Source organism: Vibrio sp. 378 (assembly GCF_033339435.1).
Genome location: NZ_JAWOUO010000010.1, coordinates 1 through 18685, shown reverse-complemented (window position 1 = coordinate 18685; position 18685 = coordinate 1). Strand labels below are relative to the sequence as shown.

Sequence of the window (18685 nt, the reverse complement as noted above, 5' to 3'; positions counted from 1 at the left end):
TGTTTAACACAAAGTAAGCAAATATCAATGAAAGTGCATATATGTGTGACCTTTCGCCCGCATTGTGTGAGCGAAAGGTTTTGCGTGTATTACAGCTTATCTTCAATAGTTACGAGGGGAACTCTCGTTGAGACAGCGTGAAGTGCAATGTTGTGAATCATTTCATCGACCGTGGTACAGCTATCCATTAAGATCGAAACATCATACTTGTCCGCAGATTTTGAGATAGCAGTATGTGTCACGCAGTTTTGTGTCATCATTCCGCATACAAGTAACTCCGTTACATTTTTGCTTGCCAATACTTCTTCTAAACGTGTTCCTTCAAAGCTATCTGCGAAGTGCTTTACCACGATTTCGGAATTCGGCGCTAAAGCAAGAACTTCTGGGTGAATATTGGCACCGTCGCTGCCTTCATTGAAGAATGGGGCAATACCCATGGCAGGGTCGGCAATATGCTGAATATGAATCACAGGAATGTTTTGCTCATTGGCTTTAGTTATTGCTCTCTTAACATTGTCTAAAGTCGATTCTGTATTCCATAAAGGAAACTTTCCTTCCGGGAAATAGTCGTTTTGCAAATCAATTACAAGTAGGGCTTTTTGAGTCATTTTATTTTCCTTTTATTGAGGATCATTGCGGTACGAATAATATAAAGACTTTTAGCCACCTTCTTTAGAGTCTAAAATGACACAAAAGAGTCAAAAAGCGACACTTGAAGATAATTGAAAATGAAAATAGCACTCGTTAATTACCCAGATAGCTCGCAAGCCTCCGTATATGGTTTAAGCGAACTCTTCGAGATGGCAAACCGTGCTGCGGCTAAATTGGGCGTTGATGTGCACTTTGAAGTAGAGATATTGGATCACTGGCCAAACACGCACTTCGATGTGAAAACAGCGGTAATGATTCCGCCCAGCGGCAGTGGTCAATATTACTTAGAACCAGAGCCAGAGCTACTCGACTGGTTAAATGTCCAATATAGTAAAGGTGCGATTTTAGCCTCCGCCTGCGCCGGTACTTTTATTCTTGCTCAAACCCAGTTGTTGACCAATAAGTCTTGTACGACACACTGGGGCTTGGCTCCTTCATTAGCGAGTCAGTTTCCCGATATCCACGTAAGACAAGAAGCCATCCTTATTAACGAAGGAACGATCATTACGGCTGGGGGTATGATGTCATGGGTGGATTTAGGTTTGGAGCTGGTTTCCTTATTTGCGTCACCGGCAGTAATGCGCCTGTTAGGCAAAATGTTGGTTATTGATACTGGTCCGAGAGAGCAACGCTTTTATCAACAGTTTACCCCAAACTTCCAACATGGTGATGAGGTAATTGTTCAACTACAGCACTATATAAACGATCATTATCAAGGAAAACTGAGCAATAAAGAGCTTGCAGAGTTGAGTTGTTTAACAGAAAGGACATTGCAGCGACGCTTTAAAAAGGCGACAGGTTTCAATGTTAACCAATACATACAAAGCTTAAGAGTACAAAAAGCTTGTGATTTACTTGAGTCGACAACCCTAACATTTGACGCAATATCATTTAGAGTGGGTTACCAAGATGTGAGCGCGTTCAGGAAAATATTTAATAGGATCGTAGGTTTAACACCGAAGTCGTTCAGATCTCGGTTCTGTTCATGAACGCCAGAAGTAAGATAATGTTGGTATTAAACATTTATAACTCAGAAGCAAACACGCATATTTTTACAAGCTGGCTTAGCGTGATGAAAAGGGATAACAAGCTAAGCCAACCGTAGCGATCTTCTAAGTATTGAGAACTTTTTAGGATGCTTAAAGTGTTCTCAAATTACAACGACTTGTATAGGCCGCTGTTAATCGAAACGCTATGTGATTTCCAAAACCAGTTTCCCAGTATGTTGCTTGCGTGAAAATACTTCTTGCGCTTGACCTATCTGGTTTAAGGGAAATGACTCCGCGACTAAGGGGCGAATTGCGTTCTGTTCGATATAGCGAACCAAGTTACCGAATACTTCTGGTGCCAAAACGGTACAACCAAATAACGCTAGGTCTTTAAGGTAAAGAGTTCTTACATCCAGCTCGACAATTGGGCCGCCTATGGCGCCGGAAACAGCGTATCTTGATCCTGGTTTTAGTATCTGAAGAAATTGTGGCCACTGCTCTCCTGCGACCAGATCAATCACCACGTCAACGCTGTTTTCTCCGAGAGTCGCCGTTAAATTTGCATCGCGAGGGATAACTTGGTTTGCTCCTAATGCAGTGATCTGTTCTTTCTTTTCTGGGCTGGCGATAGCAATGACGTATGCTCCACGCGCCTTCGCCAGTTGGATTGCGGCAGAGCCAACACCGCCGGATGCCCCTGAAATCAGTACGGTATCGCTCGCTGTGACATTAGAGCGGACAAGCATGTTCTCGGCAGTTGAATAAGAACAAGGGAAGGAGGCCAAGTCGATATCCGATAAACTACTATTCACTGCATATGCATGTTCACTGTCAACAACAGTGAACTGAGCAAAGCCACCATCACATTCTGAACCGAAGTACCAAGGCGAGCTAAGTGCTTGACTGTTGAAGCGCGTAATACATGGTTCGATAAGCACACGCTGACCGATTCGTGATGGGCAGATATTCTCACCAACAGCGACGATGGTACCGCATACATCGGCACCTTGGATTCGAGGGAGAGATAGCGCGTCTCCTGACCAACTTGCATCCATGCTATTGGCGTCGTTTTTAGAATACCATGCTGTTCGGGTATTGATGTCGGTGTTATTGACTCCGGCGGCGGCTACTTGGATCAATACATCATCAGGCGAGGGGACTGGCACAGGTATATCATCGCGGTAACGAAGCATATCTGGCCCACCATGACCGATAAGTTGGACGCCTTTCATTACTTTCGGGATTGTGGTCATTGATTGTTCTCCTTCATTAGTTCTAGCAGAGTGTGTTCAGCGGATGCAAAGGCAGCGTGACCGAGAACCGGCCATGCGTTGGATAAACCTTCATGTAACAAGAAGAGTGTGGTTGCGAGGTCTTCTCGCTGACTTAGTTGGAGCATAAGCTGACGGACCGCCAATTTGTGTTGTTTTACTGCTTGATTAATCGATAGATTTTCTGGATAGGCTGCTAATGCATTGATGGACATGCAGCCATTCGGTGCAAACTCCTTCATCCAATCCTCGAGGCGAGTGAATAGGTGTAATACAGCCGGTGTTCCATTGGCAGGGGCGTCTTCGAGCAAAAAACTCAAATACCTTTGATGGCGATGCTCGAGAGCTGCAACAATCATCGCTTCCTTGGAGGGGTAGTATTTGTACAGGGTTCTCAGGCTGACTTCGCAGGCGTTTTTGAGTTGGGGTACGCTAGGCTCGGCGAAGCCATACTGACTGAATGCTTTTTCTAGGCTTGCTGCGATTTTTTCTTTCACTATTTGATACACCAGGTAGAACGTTTGTTTTACCTAAGGGTAGAATAAACTTTCTACCTCAGTCAATGGTGTATTTAAACTCTGTATTGAAAGCCCGACGTAATGCCGGGCTAATTTAAGTGATTTTTATCGATTCGGAACGTGAATCAGTGTGCCGTTGCGTGCTGCTCTCCACGCTTGTCTAGCATTCCGCTGAAACGGGTTAGTAGTAGAGCACCTAATACTACGATCGCGCCAATCCAAGGTGTGTGCATCAGCCCAGCATTGGCCACGATAAGGCCACCGCCCCAAGAACCCAGTGCAATACCTACGTTAAATGCAGCAATGTTGAGACCAGAAGCGACGTCGACTGCATCAGGTGAATGTTTCTCTGCTAGTTTGACAACATAAACTTGAAGTCCTGGAACGTTACCAAAGGCAAAGGCACCCCAGACAAGAATGGTCACTACTGCAGAAGTTGGATTAAATGCTGTGACACTAAACACGAGCAATACCACAATTAGGCCCGAGAAAATCGCTGTCAGAGCTTTGATTGGCCCCATAGAGTCGGCCATCTTTCCGCCCCAGATGTTGCCGAATGCGACTGATACACCATAAACCAACATAATTAGGCTGATAGCGCTAGAGCCAAACCCCGAAACTTCTTCCAAAATAGGAGCCAAGTAAGTGAAAGCTGTGAACGTACCACCGTAACCGAGCGCGGTGATTGCGTACACCAAAAGTAGACGAGGTTGAGTCAAGACTTTTACTTGCGATGACAGCTTGGTTGCTGGTGGTTGTTTCAGATTACTCGGCACTAGCAGAGCGCTTCCTATCAGTGCGATGATTCCAAGGATCGCGACGATTAGGAAGGTTGCCTGCCAACCAAATGTCTGGCCAATCCAGGTGCCAAGTGGCACGCCCGTCACTAGAGCTACGGTGAGACCGGTAAACATAATAGCAATTGCGCTAGCGGCTTTTTCTTTTGACACTAGGCCAGTGGCGATAGTCGAGCCGATCGAAAAGAACACACCGTGTGCAAGTCCGGTCAGTATCCTTGCTGTAACTAGTGTGTTGTATCCAGGTGCTTGCCAGGCTAACAGATTGCCAAGAACAAACAGTGCCATAACAGAAAGCAGAACGTACTTTCTTTTCCAGTTACCAGTCAGCGCTGTTAAAACGGGAGCACCAACCGCAACACCAAGTGCGTAAAGGCTAACTAAAAGACCCGCTGAAGGTAATGATACGTTGAGGTCGGAGGCCATAGTCGGTATCAGACCGACAATTACAAACTCCGTGGTTCCAATAGCAAAGGCGCTCAGCGTCAATGCAAGTAAAGCTAAAGGCATAACAACTCTCTCTTATAATCATTGAATATGAATGGATAAACGAATAGCCCGTTTCCATGTCGTGTATTATTAAAGAGTTATTCGTTGCGAAAAATGGTGTTTATTACAAAATACTTTTGCTATAAATGATGGAAATGCGCAGTTAAGAAAGGGGATGAAATGTTAACCCGATCAGATGAATTAGAGATTCTTGTGGCAGTTGTGGATAGTGGTGGATTTTCTTCCGCTGCTGATGCACTAGGTATTCAAGTCGCTAGGGTATCTCGTGCGGTTAGTAAAGTTGAATCACAGTTGGGGGTAACCTTGCTGAATCGCACGACACGCAGAGTGGAAGTTACTGAGGAAGGGCATCAGTTTGTTGAAGCGGTTCGCTTAGGTTTACTACAAATACAGCAAGCTGAAGAAGAGATCATCACACGAGGTGAATTACCCAAGGGGCGCTTAAGAGTTGATGCCGCTAGCCCATTTGTTTTACATCAACTCGTGCCGTTAATTCAGCCATTTAAAGAGGCTTATCCTGATATTCAACTCGATCTTACCTCTAATGAGGGTTTTGTGGATCTATTGGAAAAAAGAACCGATGTGGCGATACGTATTGGACGATTATCGGATTCAACACTGCATGCTAAACCTTTAGGAACAAGCCCACTATTTATCGTTGCCACGCCTGGTTATTTATCTAAACGAGGTTTCCCTGAAGCGGTGAGCGATTTGCGCAGTCATAACTTGATCGGTTTTTCTGGCGCTAAAGTGTTAAATCAGTGGCCATTACGAGGGTTTGAGATGATAGAGCCTGATATCCTATCCAGCAGTGGTGAAACGGTTAGACAGTTAGTGCTGGCAGGGAACGGCATTGCATGTTTATCTGGCTTTATGGTGAAAGATGATCTTGATTCTGGACGGTTAGTGGCATTGTTTGAATCGGAAAAAATCACAAATACTGGACGAGAACAGGTCAATGCTGTGTTCTACAAATCTTCTTCAGTCTCTAAACGTATTTCCGCGTTCATCGACTTTATTCAACCAAGACTTACTTTAAAATAACACTATTATTGTTGTTTTAACAAAAGAGTTTTGTCGTTATTGCAGATTTTTTGTTTTTCCAAGTGCCAAGCCTAGCGTGCCACCCCTTAGTAAGGTGGCACATATTTTTATTTGATCTTAGTTAAAGCGTGGCAACACGTACTGAGCGATCTGTTCCATTGATTTCTCAATTGGTTGGCTATTACGACGGAAATGCAACCCGATGTGATTGACTCCTGCTTCTTGCATTTTTTCTAGCTCATCGCTCAAGCCATTGACTCCGGCCCGGATACCAAAATGATGCCGAACGACTGGTGCATTCGGGTTATCGACTAGATCAAGATGAATAAAGCTGGCGTAGGGTTTGTTTCCCGCTACGGAGCGCCAAAGTGCAACGCGGTGTTCATGATCATCAGGTGTGCCTGGGTAGGCGAGCCAGCCGTCTAGGTTTTCTCCTATCCATTGTGGACTTTGCTGCGCTAACCCTGCGACATAGATAGGAATATCAGCAAACTCGGGTAATAACTGTAGATCGTTACCCAGCTTATCATTTTGCGTATCTTTCAAAATCTCTACACTTTCTCGAAAAGCCGAGCCACGGCTGTCAAAGTTGGCGTTAAAAACGGGATATTCACTAGGACGGTCTCCACTAGCCACACCGAGTATCAGGCGGTCACCACTTAACTCGTTGATGGTCGCAGCGGCTTTTTTCACTAGCCAAGGTTGTCTTAACGGTAATACTATCGCTGCTGTCCCTAGTAGAATGTTGTCGGTGCACGCAGAGAGATAGCCAAGATAACTGAACGGTTCATAAATTTGTGCCGCGTCTCCAAAGTTAGGGTCGTACAACGGGACATCTCTTACCCACGCTACGTTAAAGCCTAACTTATCGGCTAACATAATACGCTGTTTATGTGCACTCATGTCTGGTACGCCGAACGGTTTTCGTTGGAGCAGCCGTTTTTTCTGGCCTTCTTGGGTCCAGTCATTATCTAGGGGGAGCTCAACCCCGATGGTGAATCTGTTACTTAAATCTTTATGCATTATGAAGCCTGACTATTACTGTGAGTACTAGGAGGCCAGGTGCCCCCCTGATATTCAGGACACTATGAGATTTTTGTTGTGAGAAAAAGCGGCAAAAAGACAAAAGTGTTTTGCCACAAACAGCGGTGGTCTTTAAAGGAACTGGTGGTTCTCTACCTTGATTTCTTGCTTGATGAAGTCAATAAAAGAGCTGATCCGGCGTGAGGTACTGGCATTTTTGTAATACACCGCATGAACTGGCTGTTCGACATTATGCGTGTGTTCACTAAGCACGCCCACTAAGCGACCAGCTTGTCGGTCAGAGTAGGTCATAAAGTCAGACAGGCAAGCTATCCCCGCACCATGTAAGGCTAAACATCTTAGCGTCTCGCCATTATCAGATCTTAGGCTACTCATAATACGCAGAAGTTTGTTCTTATCATCCATGATCGGCCATTCCTTAAGATACTCCGGCTTGTTGAATCCAAGTAGCTTGTGATTGAGTAACTGATCTATTGAGGTTGGAGTACCATGTTGTCTTAAATACTCTGGACTCGCGACGATTCGAATCCGACTTTTACCAAGAAATATCGCGCGCATGGTTGAGTTTTGTAGCTCACCGATACGAAAAGCAATATCGGTTTTTGTTCCCAAAAGGCTAATATTTTCCTCATTGGAATTGAGATCGATTTCGACTTCCGGATACAAGCTCTGATATTTAGCAATGTGCGGCGTTAGTACGTGCAGTAAGAAGGGGGTAGCTGCGTTTATTCGTAGGAGGCCAGAGGGCTTATATTTCTGGCTTTTCAGTTGTGCTTCGGCATTCTCTACTGCTTCTACAATATGTCTGACTTTATCGAGGTATATCGTTCCTTCATTAGTAACATCTAACTTACGGGTTGTGCGATTTAACAAAGTCGTTTCGAGTTTGGCTTCTAGCCGAGATACCGATCGACTCACCGCCGAGACGGTCATCGATAACAGTTCAGCCGCAGAGCTGATTGAACCCGTATCGACCACGGCCATAAAGGTGCGCATTTCATCTAGAGTAGCTTTCATTGTTGAATATATTTCAAATTAGATTTGATTATTGTTAACTTTACGGAAAGTTTCTTGCGGCGTAAAGTTTTGCTTCGAATCAACTATAAAATCGATAATTCAGGAGATTTAGATGAAAGTACCATCATTTGGCGTCGGCACGTTTCGTTTAGAGGGTGAAGTAGTTAAGGATTCAGTCCGTAATGCGTTAGAAGTGGGTTACCGCGTAATTGATACTGCACAGATTTACGGTAATGAGGCAGAAATCGGTGAAGTATTGACACAGTCCGGTATTGCACGTGATGAGCTATTCATTACGACCAAGATCTGGGTTGATAACATGAACACGGAACAACTCATTCCAAGTCTAAAAGAGAGCTTAGAAAAGCTAAATACAGATTATGTGGATTTGACCTTGATCCACTGGCCTGGCAATAACAATAACTTGAACGAATACATGGCTTCATTACTTGAAGCTAAATCGCAAGGGTTAACCCGTAATATTGGCGTATCCAACTTTAATATTGACTTGTTGCAACAAGCGATAGAAGTGGTCGGTAAAGAGAATATTGTTACTAACCAAATCGAGCTTAGCCCTTATTTGCAAAATCGTAAGTTGGTCAGCTTCATGCAGGAAAACGATATTCAGGTAACGTCTTACATGACCTTGGCATATGGGAAAGTACTTGGGGACCCAACTATTGCAGGTATTGCTGAGGACTATCAGGCCACGCCAGCTCAAGTCGCGCTTGCTTGGGCTTTGTCAAAAGGTTACGCGGTGATCCCGTCTTCAACTAAACGAGAGAATTTAGCAAGTAACCTGAAAGCACTTGAACTTAATCTGAGTGAAGAGGCGATTGCAAAGATAGATGCGTTGGAAAGAAATGGCCGCGAAGTAAACCCTGAAGGGCTAGCGCCTGAGTGGGATGATTGAGTGAGTTTCACAGGAAATCATTGCCTAAATGACACCTCTGCAATCGCTGACTTCCTCAGCGTTTGACGGTAGTACAACACCATAGACGATAACGGCTCGCTTGTCTGACGATAGTGCGAGCTTTTATCTTTTTGGCCTATTAGTTTACTGTATTCTCCCGGCCTTCAATTTGGCCGGGAGACGTCATTTAGAGAACAGTTACCATTCGATTGTAGAGCCATCAAATACGCGGAAGCTTCCGGATTGCTCAAGTGTTAGCTGTTCTGCGACCGAAACAATGCCTGCAACACTTTCCTCGGCAGAAAAGGTTGCGTTCTCACCGCCCATATCGGTTTTTACCCAGCCGGGATGAACTGCGACAGTTTTTACTCCTTGCGATTCGAGATTGCGTGCTGCTGATACTAGAACCTGATTAAGCGCTGCTTTAGATGCTCGATAACTGTACATGTTACCTGAACTGTTATCGCTTAAACTCGCAACTCGGGTTGAGATTCCCACGATGGTTTTGTGCTGACTTTTCGCAACGTTGTCTTGTAGGGCTTGAATTAGCAGGGCAGGTGCGACGGTATTTATGTTTAGTACTTCTAGCCATTTTTTCTGGGTCATTTCGCCAAGAGTTGCACACTCTTCGCCTAATACACCTGCATTCAGAATTAAATGATCGAGCGGACGATCCGCTAATTGAGTGGCTAACTGATCGATATCTTGTTGGTTAGTGACGTCTAGAGCCATCAGTTGAAGTTGATTAGATTGGGTTACTAGTTCATTGAGCTGCTTAGCATTTTCTGGTGAACGACAAGTTGCGATAACTTGCCAACCTTTTCCAAGGTAGTGGCGGACAAATTGCAAGCCTAAGCCACGGTTAGCGCCAGTGATTAATACAGTAGACATCGCTTCTCCTACGTTGTTGAGTTGAACAACGACCATATTAGAGGCGACGTATAAGCATGTAATCAAAACAGTATAAAAATGGCCTAGGATTCGACATTGTCAAATCTTAAAATTTGAGAAAGATGCTGGCAAAGTGTTTTAGCCTAGTGACCGTCAGTTCGGAGGCAGCACCGCTAACACCTGCAACAGCAACGACTTTACCATCCAAATAAAGGGGGATCGCTAAGCAATTGAGGTTTGGCTCTGCCTCTTCTAAATCGAGTGCGTAACCTGATAATACAACCTGATTAAGTTCAGTTTCTAACGTGGGGGATATTTGGTTTTCAAGGCGTAATGTTCGACGAAGCTCATCATCAAAACTAAGAAAAACTTTGCCGATCGCAGATGTTGTGAGTCCTTCTCGTTTCCCTCTCGGGCTGCGGATAGTAAGAGGGTTATCCTGCTCTATAGCATCGATATACAAGTACTCTTTAGCGCCACTTTGTACAGCGAGGTAAGCAGTGTTGTTAGTCATTTGGGCCATTTTTTTCAGCAATGGAACAAAATGTTGTCGGATAGCTTCGTTTTTTTGTTCAATCGGCTTAGACAGTTCATAGCATCTAAACCCTAGGCTGTAGCTATGGTTGTGTTTGGATACATATCCAAGAGAGTGTAGAGTCGCAAGTAACCCGTGAACAGTCGTCTTATTTAACTGGATCGCATTACTGATCGTCTGTAATGATAGGGGAGACTCACTCATCGAGAGCAACTCGAGGATTAGAAAACCTCGCTCTAGAGACTGAATGTTTTTTCTTGCCTTGGGCACAAAGACTCCTTGATGATGGTGTTGCATCTGAATGGCTTACTGATGCTTCCACCTATAACAAACCACTACGCTGGTGGTTTGGTTTTATTAGAGAATATACTCAGCACTTAAACTGATCGGCTCGTTGTATGCGTCCACAAGGGAGTTTTTTCCTTGCTTCTTAGCATTGTATAACGCTTGGTCTAATATCGAATAGAGCTCATCAAAGTTGGTAAGTGGCATTGAGGTTGATAGATAGGCCAGACTCGCAGATATATTCAATTGATGGTTATTAAGCGAATGTACACTCTTTTCTGAAATTGTTTTATGCAGACTTTGTATTCTAAAGGGAACGTCAATCTCATCGACGTTTTTCAATAGCAAGATAAACTCTTCTCCACCTAAACGACCCAAGTAATCTCCCTTATTAAGTTTTGCTTTAAGCGCTTTGCATACCTGTTGTAGTACTAAGTCGCCAGTCGGATGACCATACTGATCATTAATCGCCTTAAAGTCATCTAGATCGATTAATGCTAGAACGTAGCGGAAGTCTCCTTCAGCTTTGGAGGTTTGGCTTTTAATCGTCTCTATAATTGCCGCTCTGTTTAATGCACACGTTAAGCTGTCTATTTTGGCTTTTAAGCGTGTTTGTCGCTGAACCATCAATGCCAGAGCGAGGAGAATCAATAAACAGAAAACAACAAAATTATAAGTGCGTTGTTGGTCTGTGAGTTTTTCAAACTGGTACTGACTTAGAAGAGTTTCGTTGTTCAACTGCGCGACTTGTAGTTCATATTCATACTCTTTTTTAGTGAGATCTAGTGCCTCTAACGCCTTGATATTACTCGCGTCTCGGTTCGTTAGTTCAATCGTCGAGTAGGCCTTGTGATGCTCCAGCGCCTTTTTGTAATCATTTTGCGCTTGGTATGCTTTTGAGAGGAGTAATTGGGCTTGCGCTTGCAATAAGGGCCTAGCGTTTTTTACCGCTAATCTTAACGCTATTGTAGTGTGTTCAATCGATTTTTCGGGTGTATGGTTCTTTAAATATGCCAATCCAGCAGCCAAATGACCCTCTGTTTCAAGGTGCGTATTCTCATAAGTTTGGGCAATGTTTAATGCTCTTCCAATGTAATCTACCGCGGTATCTAATTGCCCAGAATCGGCCAAAGCATAAGATAACCCTAAATAGGTCAACCCTTGCCCGTATGGGTAATGAAGTTGTTCGAGAATCGTTAATGCATTTTTGTAGTGGCTGATGGACTTATCGAGTTCTTTGGATTTTCTGTACATCGCTCCTAGACTATGTTCGACTTGCGCAACTTCAAGAGGTGTCCCTTCATCTTGGCGAACCAGTAGGGCTTGAATGAGATATTGCTCTGATTGTTCAAATTGCCCCAGCTCTGCAAGTAAATTGCCGACGTCATTGTAAATCCCTGAAGGATCGCTTTGCGTCGACATGTTGGCCATCAACTGTCGATACAAACTTAAGGCTTTTTCATAGTCACCGCGGTAATTGTAGTTATTTGCTACCACGCGCAAAGCAAGATCAACAGGGAAGTTTTCTTGATGCTTATGATTTAAGTGGCTTTCTAAGGATGAGCAATAAAAGTTTGCTTTGTGATAACTACCTTGTTGATTCAGCGTATAACAAAGTTGATAGTTCATCAGAGCCTTGCCTTCGGAATCGGATATTTTCTTCATTGTCTGTCGCAAAGAAGAAAAGCTATCTACTGAGGCCTCGTAACTACCATGCTTACGTTCATTTAAGGCAAGAATATATTCTGATTCTAATTGAGAAAAAGGGTTGTCTAAGACTTGACTGCTGCCGTAGTAAGGCTGATTTATGTTTGACATATATTCATAAATCAATCCACTTACGTAGAGCTTTTCGCTGTCCGATTTCGCTGTATGGTAGCGATCTTGAAGCATGCTCAATGCCGACTCAGGGTTGCTTCGTAGTGTGGTTTGGTAGACAGAGTGCCACTGTGTGATATTTTGGTTTGGTTCAATATCTTGAGTGTCGCTTGCATATACTGGAGTGAGCAAAAGTGACGCAAGCAAAGGATAGAGCACGCGCATGTTTAAACGAGCCTTTAATTTAAGGTGCCTTTAAAGTTGAGTTATCATAGCGCTTTTAACGCATCAGCGTTGTGATTAAGTTGGGTGTACTAAGAAAAAGAGTAGTAAAACTATGCACTTGGTCGAGATATTGAAAGAAGAGGCATAAAAAGAAAGACCTCAACATAAAGTTGAGGTCAGAAATCTTTAATCAATGTAAAGCTTTGCTAGATCTTGAGGCTCCATTTCTTTGCCTTCTAACTGATCGTTCCAGTTAGTTCCAACAAGAACACCATCTTCAGCAAGAGTCAAAAGCCAATCTTCAACAAAGATATCTAATGGGATTTCTAGTACAGTAAAATCTGCCCATTCTTCAACATTATGTGCTTCTGCATCTTCTTTAGAAGACCAGAAAGGCATGACTTCGCTGTTTTCGAATTCAGTTGAATCGCAAGATAGCCAACCTTCTTCATTGCGTAAACCCCAAACCAATTGGTTTTCTTTCGTTTCTGCAACAAAAAGGTCAAGGTTCGCTTGGATATCTGATGTAAGTTTGCTCATTTCAAAACTCTCGTTGTTATGACGTGGCTAGAGTAACACTAAAGTGCCGATTCCTAAAGCATAATACGGTTGTCGAAATGAGTAAAAATAAAGGAGCCGAAGCTCCTTTTCTGAGGTTAAGTATTCACTCGTTTTTGTTTGCTTTGTGCTTGCAGAGCAAACAAAAACAGGTACTTTACCTTTCTGGAAGAGTTGTGAATATTGTCCACTCTCTTTTTATCTCGCCTTTGTAACCAACGACTGATGCGGTTACTCGACGATTTAAAGCATGGCTGACTTCATCGGTCCCTTGTTGTGCTAAGTGAGTGTCACCAAAACCAACAATGCGGACTCTACTCGGTTCGATGTCGTAGCTTAGTAGGGCTTCACGGACATTGCGTGCTCGTCTTTCAGAAAGATCTTGGTTATGCTTTGAACCACCAACTTTACTAGCATAGCCGTGCAGCTCTATCGAAGTAGTAGGGTACTCTTTTAAAAAGTCGGAAAGCTCTCGAACTTGTCTTCTGAAGACTGGATTGATCTCATCAGAGTCGTTAGCAAAAAGTATCCGCACTTGCATGTTATCTGATGCTTTAATGTATTCTCCACAACCGTCGTTGTCGACCTCTGAGCCTTCAGGTGTACCTGGGCACATATCTCGAGCATTGATGACACCATCGTTATCGTCATCTTGCAAATCTGCTATTTGTTCTGCATTTGGTACAGGACGATACTCATATTCGTCTTCAGCAACAACGTGTTGAGTGATGGCGAGCATACCCAATGCAAATAGAATCTTCACTGGTTTCATGATCAGTACTCCACCTTTTCATTCCATTCTGTAGGTACATCGACACGCAAGGCATTTAACAATTGGCCAGTCGCGTTCATAACGCGGTACTTGGCGTACTGCTCTGAGTATCGAGCATCCAAGTAGTTCTTTCTCGCTTCGAAAAGTTCGTTTTCAGTATTTAACAAGTCCAGCAGAGTGCGTTTTCCAATGCGATACTGCTTTTCGTAGGCGATGACAGTTTCAGAGGCCGAATCTACGTGATCCGCTAGGAACTCTTTTTGTTGAAGTGTTAAATCTAACGCACTCCAAGATAGACGAAGGCCTTCTTCTACTTGGCGGTATGCACGTTCTCTTAGGTCTTTTGCTTTGTTTAGTTGGTAGGCAAAACTTTCGGCGTTGGCTACGTCACTACCACCGTTAAAGAGGTTGTAACGCATGCGCAACATCGCTGTTGTCTCTTCGCTGCTTCCTTCAATACCGCTTGCATCATCACGCCATGTTTGAGCCGCTTCTACCGATATCGTTGGGTAGTAAGCTCCCTTAGATTGCTTGTATTGGAACTTTGCAGAGTCCACATCAGCTACCGAGATTTTGATTACTGGATGTGACTCGAATGCCAAGTCAATCGCTTCATCGATGGTGTAGGGAATAAAGTTTTGGTCCGCTCTTGGGAAAATCAATCCTTGTGGTGACTGTCCGACAAGGCGTGTAAAGGTGGTGTGGCTGTCATATAAGTTGTTCTGAGCTGCCACCAAGTTACCGTGAGCCTTTGCTAAACGAGCCTCTACCTGGGTTAGGTCTGCTGTAGAACCGATACCTGAGTTAACTCGCTTTTTAATGTCTTCATAGATCTTCTTATGCACTTTCAAGTTATTCTCGGAAAGTGTAAGAATTTCATAAGCTTTTACTGAGTCTAAATAAACTTTCGCGACCTCTAGAGCGGTGTCTTGGGCATCAGCTAGAAGTTGATAACGGACCGATTCAGCATCAGCTGCTGTTCGATCCATATCATTAAGTGTCGCTGAGCCATCCCATATTAGCTGGGTTAGTGTCACGGTGGCTTCTTTTCTTGTCAGATCGGTTGAATCTCGCCCTGACTCTGCAGGTTTGATTCCTTCGTAACCGATACCGGCATCTAAGTCTACGGATGGGAGGTAAGCACCACCAGATGCTTCATTCACATACTGCTTGCTAACGAATTCATTGAACGCACTTTTGATGTCAGGATTGGTTTTTAATGTGTTTTCAACCGCTTGCTCTAGCGTTTGCCCAAAAGCATGACTAGCGGTGAACATACCAATACAAAAGGCGTTGGCACGAGTCCACTTCACTGTGATTCTCCTAGATAATGGTAAAAATTCTCGAGGTGATAGGGCTTATAAGTGGAATACTTATAAGGGCGTCAATAATTTAGCGCACAATAACATTAATATGCGATGAAGTAACCTGTTGATTCGCTGTTCATTTGTTTCAATTTTGATAAAACAACCTACTAAATCTGCCTAAAACTTGAATTAAGATCTCAAATTAAAGATGGAGGTAATAGCTAGGAACGTGTGTCCAGATTTTAATAAAATAAAACACTTATGCATCTGGATTCTTATTGATGTATGACACATAATTACTTTATTGAGCATCAAATTGCTGTTATTGCACTATATATTCGGGCAATATATAGCAAATTAGTATTGTTAGTCAAAAACTTGACAGTTATTTAGGGTTAAGGTTTATATGGATCGTACAGCATTAGTGCCACTCGGTAATCAAGTCGTCGTAATAGGTTTGGATGGGCAGCTGAGAGTCCTTGCAGAAGGACAGCAGCCTCTACCAGGTGAAGTGATAGTGGCAATGACAGATGCTGCGCCTCAAGACCTGAAAATTCAGCTTGCTCAAGAGCAAGGTTTAAAAGATATTTCAGACGATGTAGCACAGATTATTAGTGCTATTGAGCAAGGTCAAGACCCTTCTGCTATTGATGAAGAACTCGCACCTGCAGCGGGTGAAAATAGTGGCTCCAGTTTGCAAAATAGTGCCACGATTGTACGAGATGGTACTGAAGTGCTAGCCTCAACAAACTTTGAAACTATTGGCCTAGAATCCCTCGGCTTATCTGAAACACAAGCGTTGACCTTAAATGACTTCTTCACAACAGGTATCGAGACAAGTGGGGATGGCTCAAGTAAGCCACTTACTAATTCTCCAGTGACATTAAGCGCTGTTGAGGAAGATAGCGATCCAATCACGATAACTACTGAAGAATTACTATCTAATGTCAATATTGATGATGCCGATACTCTTGTCATTACAAACGTCACTATTGAGAGTGGGAATGGCACCTTAATTGATAACAGCGATGGATCTTGGACTTACATTCCAGAGGCTGATGATGACACTGAAGTGTCATTCTCCTATGACATTATTGATAACGATGGCGGTGTTATTAATGGCACTGCTAACTTAGATATTACGCCTGTTAATGACGCGCCAATAGCAACTAATGATGCGATTCCAACTGACGAGGATTCCCAGATTGTAATTGATGTGCTCGCTAACGACAGTGATATTGAAGGTGATGATTTAATCATTACCTCTGCTTCTGTACCAGAAGAGCAAGGTATCGTTGAGATTATCGATGGTAAGCTTGTTTTCACTCCGGCCGAAAATTTCAACGGTAATGCAACGATTAGCTACACCATCACAGATGGTGAGTTAGAGGATGAAGCTCAAGTTTCGGTAACAGTAAACTCAGTTAACGATGCGCCTATTGCCTCTAATGATACAACAATTTCAGAGGAAGATAGTTCAGTAACGGTTGATGTCCTGCCAAACGACACCGATATTGATGGCGATACGCTGTCTATCCAATCAGCTTCCGTACCTGAAACACAAGGTACAGTTGAGATTGTTGACGGCAAACTGGTGTTCACACCGGCCGAGAACTTCAATGGTGATGTCGAAATCACTTATACCGTCACCGATGGTTCGCTGACTGACCAAGCGACGGTCAACGTCACCGTGAATGCGGTGAACGACACGCCTGTGGTTGAGAGCAACATTGCAGACCAAACCTTGGCGGAAGATTTCACGCCATACAGCATCGATCTAAATACCGCTTTCAGCGATGTGGATAATGTTGATGGCGAGCTGAGCTTCAGCGTTTCTGGTAATAGCAACATTCAAGTGGCGATCGTCAATGGCATTGCTACGTTCACTCCAACCGCGGACTGGAACGGCTCAGAAGCATTGACCTTTACGGCCACCGATCCAAGCGGTGAAAGCGTTAGCCAAACGGTGAACTTCACGGTAGCCCCTGTGGCGGACATCGTGGCAGACAACGCGACGGTTGTGGAAGACACGCCGACCATCATCAAGGTCTTAGGTAACGACACGTTCGAAGGCGACGATAAAGTGGTGTCGCTGGATAGCAATCACGGTCCAGCTAACGGCACGGTCTCGGTCAACCCAGATGGCAGTGTCACTTACACGCCAAACGACAACTACCACGGTACAGACAGCTTCACGTACATCGTTACCTCCGGTGGGGTCAGTGAGTCCACCACGGTGAACGTCGATGTCACGCCAGTGAACGATGCGCCAGTGGCAAAAGATGACACGGCGATTACTGACGAAGACACGCCAGTGACGATTGATGTCCTGCCAAACGACACCGATATTGATGGCGATACGCTGTCGATTGACTCGGCATCTGTGCCGAGTGACCAAGGGACAGTCGAAATTATTGATGGAAAACTGGTCTTCACACCGGCCGAGAACTTCCATGGCGACGCCGAAATCACTTACACCATCACCGATGGTGCACTGACTGACCAAGCGACGGTCAACGTCACCGTGAATGCGGTGAACGACACGCCTGTGGTTGAAAGTAGCATCGCAGACCAAGCCTTGGCAGAAGACTTTACGCCATACAGCATCGATCTAAATACCGCGTTCAGCGATGTAGATAACATGGATGGCGATCTGACCTTCAGCGTCTCCGGCAACAGCAACATTCAAGTGGCGATCGTCAACGGTATTGCTACGTTCACTTCAACCGCGGACTGGAACGGCTCAGAAGCATTGACCTTTACTGCTACCGATCCAAGCGGTGAAAGCGTCAGCCAAACGGTGAACTTCACAGTGGCGCCTGTGGCGGACATCGTGGCAGATAAAGCGACGGTCGTGGAAGACACGCCGACCATCATTAAGGTCTTAGGTAACGACACGTTCGAAGGCAACGACAAAGTGGTGTCGCTGGATACCAACAACGGTCCAGCTAACGGCACGGTCTCGGTCAACCCGGATGGCAGCGTCACTTACACGCCAAACGACAACTTCCACGGGGCAGACAGCTTCACCTACATCGTTACGTCGGGTGGGGTATCGGAGTCCACCACGGTGAACGTCGATGTGACGCCAGTCAATGATGCGCCAGTGGCAAAAGATGACACGGCAACAACACAAGAAGATACCGCTGTCACGATTGATGTCCTACCAAACGATACGGACATCGATGGCGATAAGCTGTCGATTGAATCAGCGTCTGTACCTGAAGCGCAAGGCACAGTCGAGATTGTTGACGGCAAACTGGTCTTCACACCGGCTGAGAACTTCCATGGCGACGCCGAAATCACTTACACCGTGACCGATGGTTCGCTGACTGACCAAGCGACGGTCAACGTCACCGTAAATGCGGTAAACGACGCGCCTGTGGTTGAAAGTAGCATTGCAGACCAAGCCTTGGCAGAAGACTTTACGCCATACAGCATCGATCTAAATACCGCCTTCAGTGATGTGGATAACGTGGATGGCGATCTGACCTTCAGCGTCTCTGGCAATAGCAACATTCAAGTGGCGATCGTCAATGG

16 protein-coding genes are annotated in these 18685 nt (G+C 44.5%); 4 read left to right on the top strand and 12 right to left on the bottom strand.

Features of this window, described 5'->3' with window-relative positions:
• Nucleotides 1-89: 89 nt before the first annotated feature.
• Nucleotides 90-608, bottom strand: coding sequence for a cysteine hydrolase family protein (locus R7Q48_RS17590; RefSeq protein ID WP_005377333.1), 519 nt, complete (start codon nt 606-608; stop codon nt 90-92).
• 120 nt (nt 609-728) lie between these two features.
• On the opposite strand from R7Q48_RS17590, the gene R7Q48_RS17585 reads away from it, so the two are divergent.
• Nucleotides 729-1640 carry a GlxA family transcriptional regulator gene (locus R7Q48_RS17585; RefSeq protein WP_064353956.1) on the top strand — a complete coding sequence of 304 codons (912 nt, stop codon included), beginning with the start codon at nt 729-731 and terminating at the stop codon, nt 1638-1640.
• Nucleotides 1641-1843: 203 nt separating this feature from the next.
• Here the strand turns inward: R7Q48_RS17585 and R7Q48_RS17580 are convergent, their stop codons facing one another.
• From R7Q48_RS17580 to R7Q48_RS17570, 3 genes are all read right to left on the bottom strand, one after another.
• The gene (locus R7Q48_RS17580; RefSeq protein WP_256903299.1) at nt 1844-2893 is read right to left on the bottom strand and encodes an alcohol dehydrogenase family protein; all 1050 of its coding nucleotides are present in this window, start codon (nt 2891-2893) and stop codon (nt 1844-1846) included.
• A complete protein-coding gene (locus R7Q48_RS17575) occupies nt 2890-3411 on the bottom strand; it encodes a TetR/AcrR family transcriptional regulator (RefSeq protein ID WP_042523849.1) in 522 nt (173 codons plus the stop codon). The genes R7Q48_RS17580 and R7Q48_RS17575 overlap by 4 nt, the downstream gene beginning before the upstream one ends.
• 143 nt (nt 3412-3554) lie before the next feature.
• A complete protein-coding gene (locus R7Q48_RS17570) occupies nt 3555-4736 on the bottom strand; it encodes an MFS transporter (protein ID WP_318132394.1) in 1182 nt (393 codons plus the stop codon).
• A 159-nt stretch (nt 4737-4895) separates the two neighbouring features.
• Here R7Q48_RS17570 and R7Q48_RS17565 point away from each other — a divergent pair, with 159 nt between their 5' ends.
• The gene (locus R7Q48_RS17565; RefSeq protein WP_256903301.1) at nt 4896-5780 is read left to right on the top strand and encodes a LysR family transcriptional regulator; all 885 of its coding nucleotides are present in this window, start codon (nt 4896-4898) and stop codon (nt 5778-5780) included.
• A gap of 117 nt (nt 5781-5897) precedes the next feature.
• On the opposite strand, the gene R7Q48_RS17560 is transcribed toward R7Q48_RS17565, so the two are convergent.
• Together R7Q48_RS17560 and R7Q48_RS17555 are read right to left on the bottom strand one after the other, a co-directional pair.
• A complete protein-coding gene (locus tag R7Q48_RS17560) occupies nt 5898-6803 on the bottom strand; it encodes a TIGR03571 family LLM class oxidoreductase (protein ID WP_064353954.1) in 906 nt (301 codons plus the stop codon).
• Between the two features lie 132 nt (nt 6804-6935).
• The gene (locus R7Q48_RS17555) at nt 6936-7841 is read right to left on the bottom strand and encodes a LysR family transcriptional regulator (protein ID WP_005377343.1); all 906 of its coding nucleotides are present in this window, start codon (nt 7839-7841) and stop codon (nt 6936-6938) included.
• Between the two features lie 112 nt (nt 7842-7953).
• On the opposite strand from R7Q48_RS17555, the gene dkgB reads away from it, so the two are divergent.
• A complete protein-coding gene (gene dkgB / locus R7Q48_RS17550; RefSeq protein ID WP_053304418.1) occupies nt 7954-8754 on the top strand; it encodes a 2,5-didehydrogluconate reductase DkgB in 801 nt (266 codons plus the stop codon).
• 198 nt (nt 8755-8952) lie between these two features.
• Here dkgB and R7Q48_RS17545 read toward each other — a convergent pair whose 3' ends face one another.
• From R7Q48_RS17545 to R7Q48_RS17520, 6 genes are all read right to left on the bottom strand, one after another.
• Nucleotides 8953-9645 carry an SDR family oxidoreductase gene (locus R7Q48_RS17545; protein ID WP_256896148.1) on the bottom strand — a complete coding sequence of 231 codons (693 nt, stop codon included), beginning with the start codon at nt 9643-9645 and terminating at the stop codon, nt 8953-8955.
• A gap of 106 nt (nt 9646-9751) precedes the next feature.
• A complete protein-coding gene (locus R7Q48_RS17540; protein WP_053304420.1) occupies nt 9752-10450 on the bottom strand; it encodes an IclR family transcriptional regulator in 699 nt (232 codons plus the stop codon).
• Nucleotides 10451-10537: 87 nt separating this feature from the next.
• Nucleotides 10538-12508 (bottom strand): diguanylate cyclase domain-containing protein, encoded by a 1971-nt coding sequence (locus tag R7Q48_RS17535; protein WP_256896147.1) that lies wholly within the window; start codon nt 12506-12508, stop codon nt 10538-10540.
• Nucleotides 12509-12694: 186 nt separating this feature from the next.
• The gene (locus tag R7Q48_RS17530; protein ID WP_005377352.1) at nt 12695-13048 is read right to left on the bottom strand and encodes a DUF2750 domain-containing protein; all 354 of its coding nucleotides are present in this window, start codon (nt 13046-13048) and stop codon (nt 12695-12697) included.
• Nucleotides 13049-13223: 175 nt separating this feature from the next.
• Nucleotides 13224-13838, bottom strand: a complete 615-nt coding sequence (locus R7Q48_RS17525) for an OmpA family protein (RefSeq protein ID WP_005377354.1) — start codon at nt 13836-13838, stop codon at nt 13224-13226.
• Between the two features lie 2 nt (nt 13839-13840).
• Nucleotides 13841-15151 (bottom strand): TolC family outer membrane protein, encoded by a 1311-nt coding sequence (locus R7Q48_RS17520; RefSeq protein WP_017821962.1) that lies wholly within the window; start codon nt 15149-15151, stop codon nt 13841-13843.
• Nucleotides 15152-15551: 400 nt separating this feature from the next.
• Between R7Q48_RS17520 and R7Q48_RS17515 the strand changes: the two genes are divergently transcribed.
• The coding region (locus R7Q48_RS17515) for a tandem-95 repeat protein (protein ID WP_318132393.1) at nt 15552-18685 on the top strand (3134 nt) is incomplete at its 3' end.

What these genes read in the sequence shown, in the direction of transcription:
- R7Q48_RS17585 (WP_064353956.1), top strand. Translation starts at nt 729, where the DNA reads ATGAAAATAGCACTCGTTAATTACCCAGATAGCTCGCAAGCCTCCGTA.
- R7Q48_RS17570 (WP_318132394.1), bottom strand. Translation starts at nt 4,736, where the DNA reads ATGCCTTTAGCTTTACTTGCATTGACGCTGAGCGCCTTTGCTATTGGA.
- R7Q48_RS17590 (WP_005377333.1), bottom strand. Translation starts at nt 608, where the DNA reads ATGACTCAAAAAGCCCTACTTGTAATTGATTTGCAAAACGACTATTTC.
- R7Q48_RS17580 (WP_256903299.1), bottom strand. Translation starts at nt 2,893, where the DNA reads ATGACCACAATCCCGAAAGTAATGAAAGGCGTCCAACTTATCGGTCAT.
- R7Q48_RS17525 (WP_005377354.1), bottom strand. Translation starts at nt 13,838, where the DNA reads ATGAAACCAGTGAAGATTCTATTTGCATTGGGTATGCTCGCCATCACT.
- R7Q48_RS17530 (WP_005377352.1), bottom strand. Translation starts at nt 13,048, where the DNA reads ATGAGCAAACTTACATCAGATATCCAAGCGAACCTTGACCTTTTTGTT.
- R7Q48_RS17545 (WP_256896148.1), bottom strand. Translation starts at nt 9,645, where the DNA reads ATGTCTACTGTATTAATCACTGGCGCTAACCGTGGCTTAGGCTTGCAA.
- R7Q48_RS17560 (WP_064353954.1), bottom strand. Translation starts at nt 6,803, where the DNA reads ATGCATAAAGATTTAAGTAACAGATTCACCATCGGGGTTGAGCTCCCC.
- R7Q48_RS17565 (WP_256903301.1), top strand. Translation starts at nt 4,896, where the DNA reads ATGTTAACCCGATCAGATGAATTAGAGATTCTTGTGGCAGTTGTGGAT.
- dkgB (WP_053304418.1), top strand. Translation starts at nt 7,954, where the DNA reads ATGAAAGTACCATCATTTGGCGTCGGCACGTTTCGTTTAGAGGGTGAA.
- R7Q48_RS17535 (WP_256896147.1), bottom strand. Translation starts at nt 12,508, where the DNA reads ATGCGCGTGCTCTATCCTTTGCTTGCGTCACTTTTGCTCACTCCAGTA.
- R7Q48_RS17555 (WP_005377343.1), bottom strand. Translation starts at nt 7,841, where the DNA reads ATGAAAGCTACTCTAGATGAAATGCGCACCTTTATGGCCGTGGTCGAT.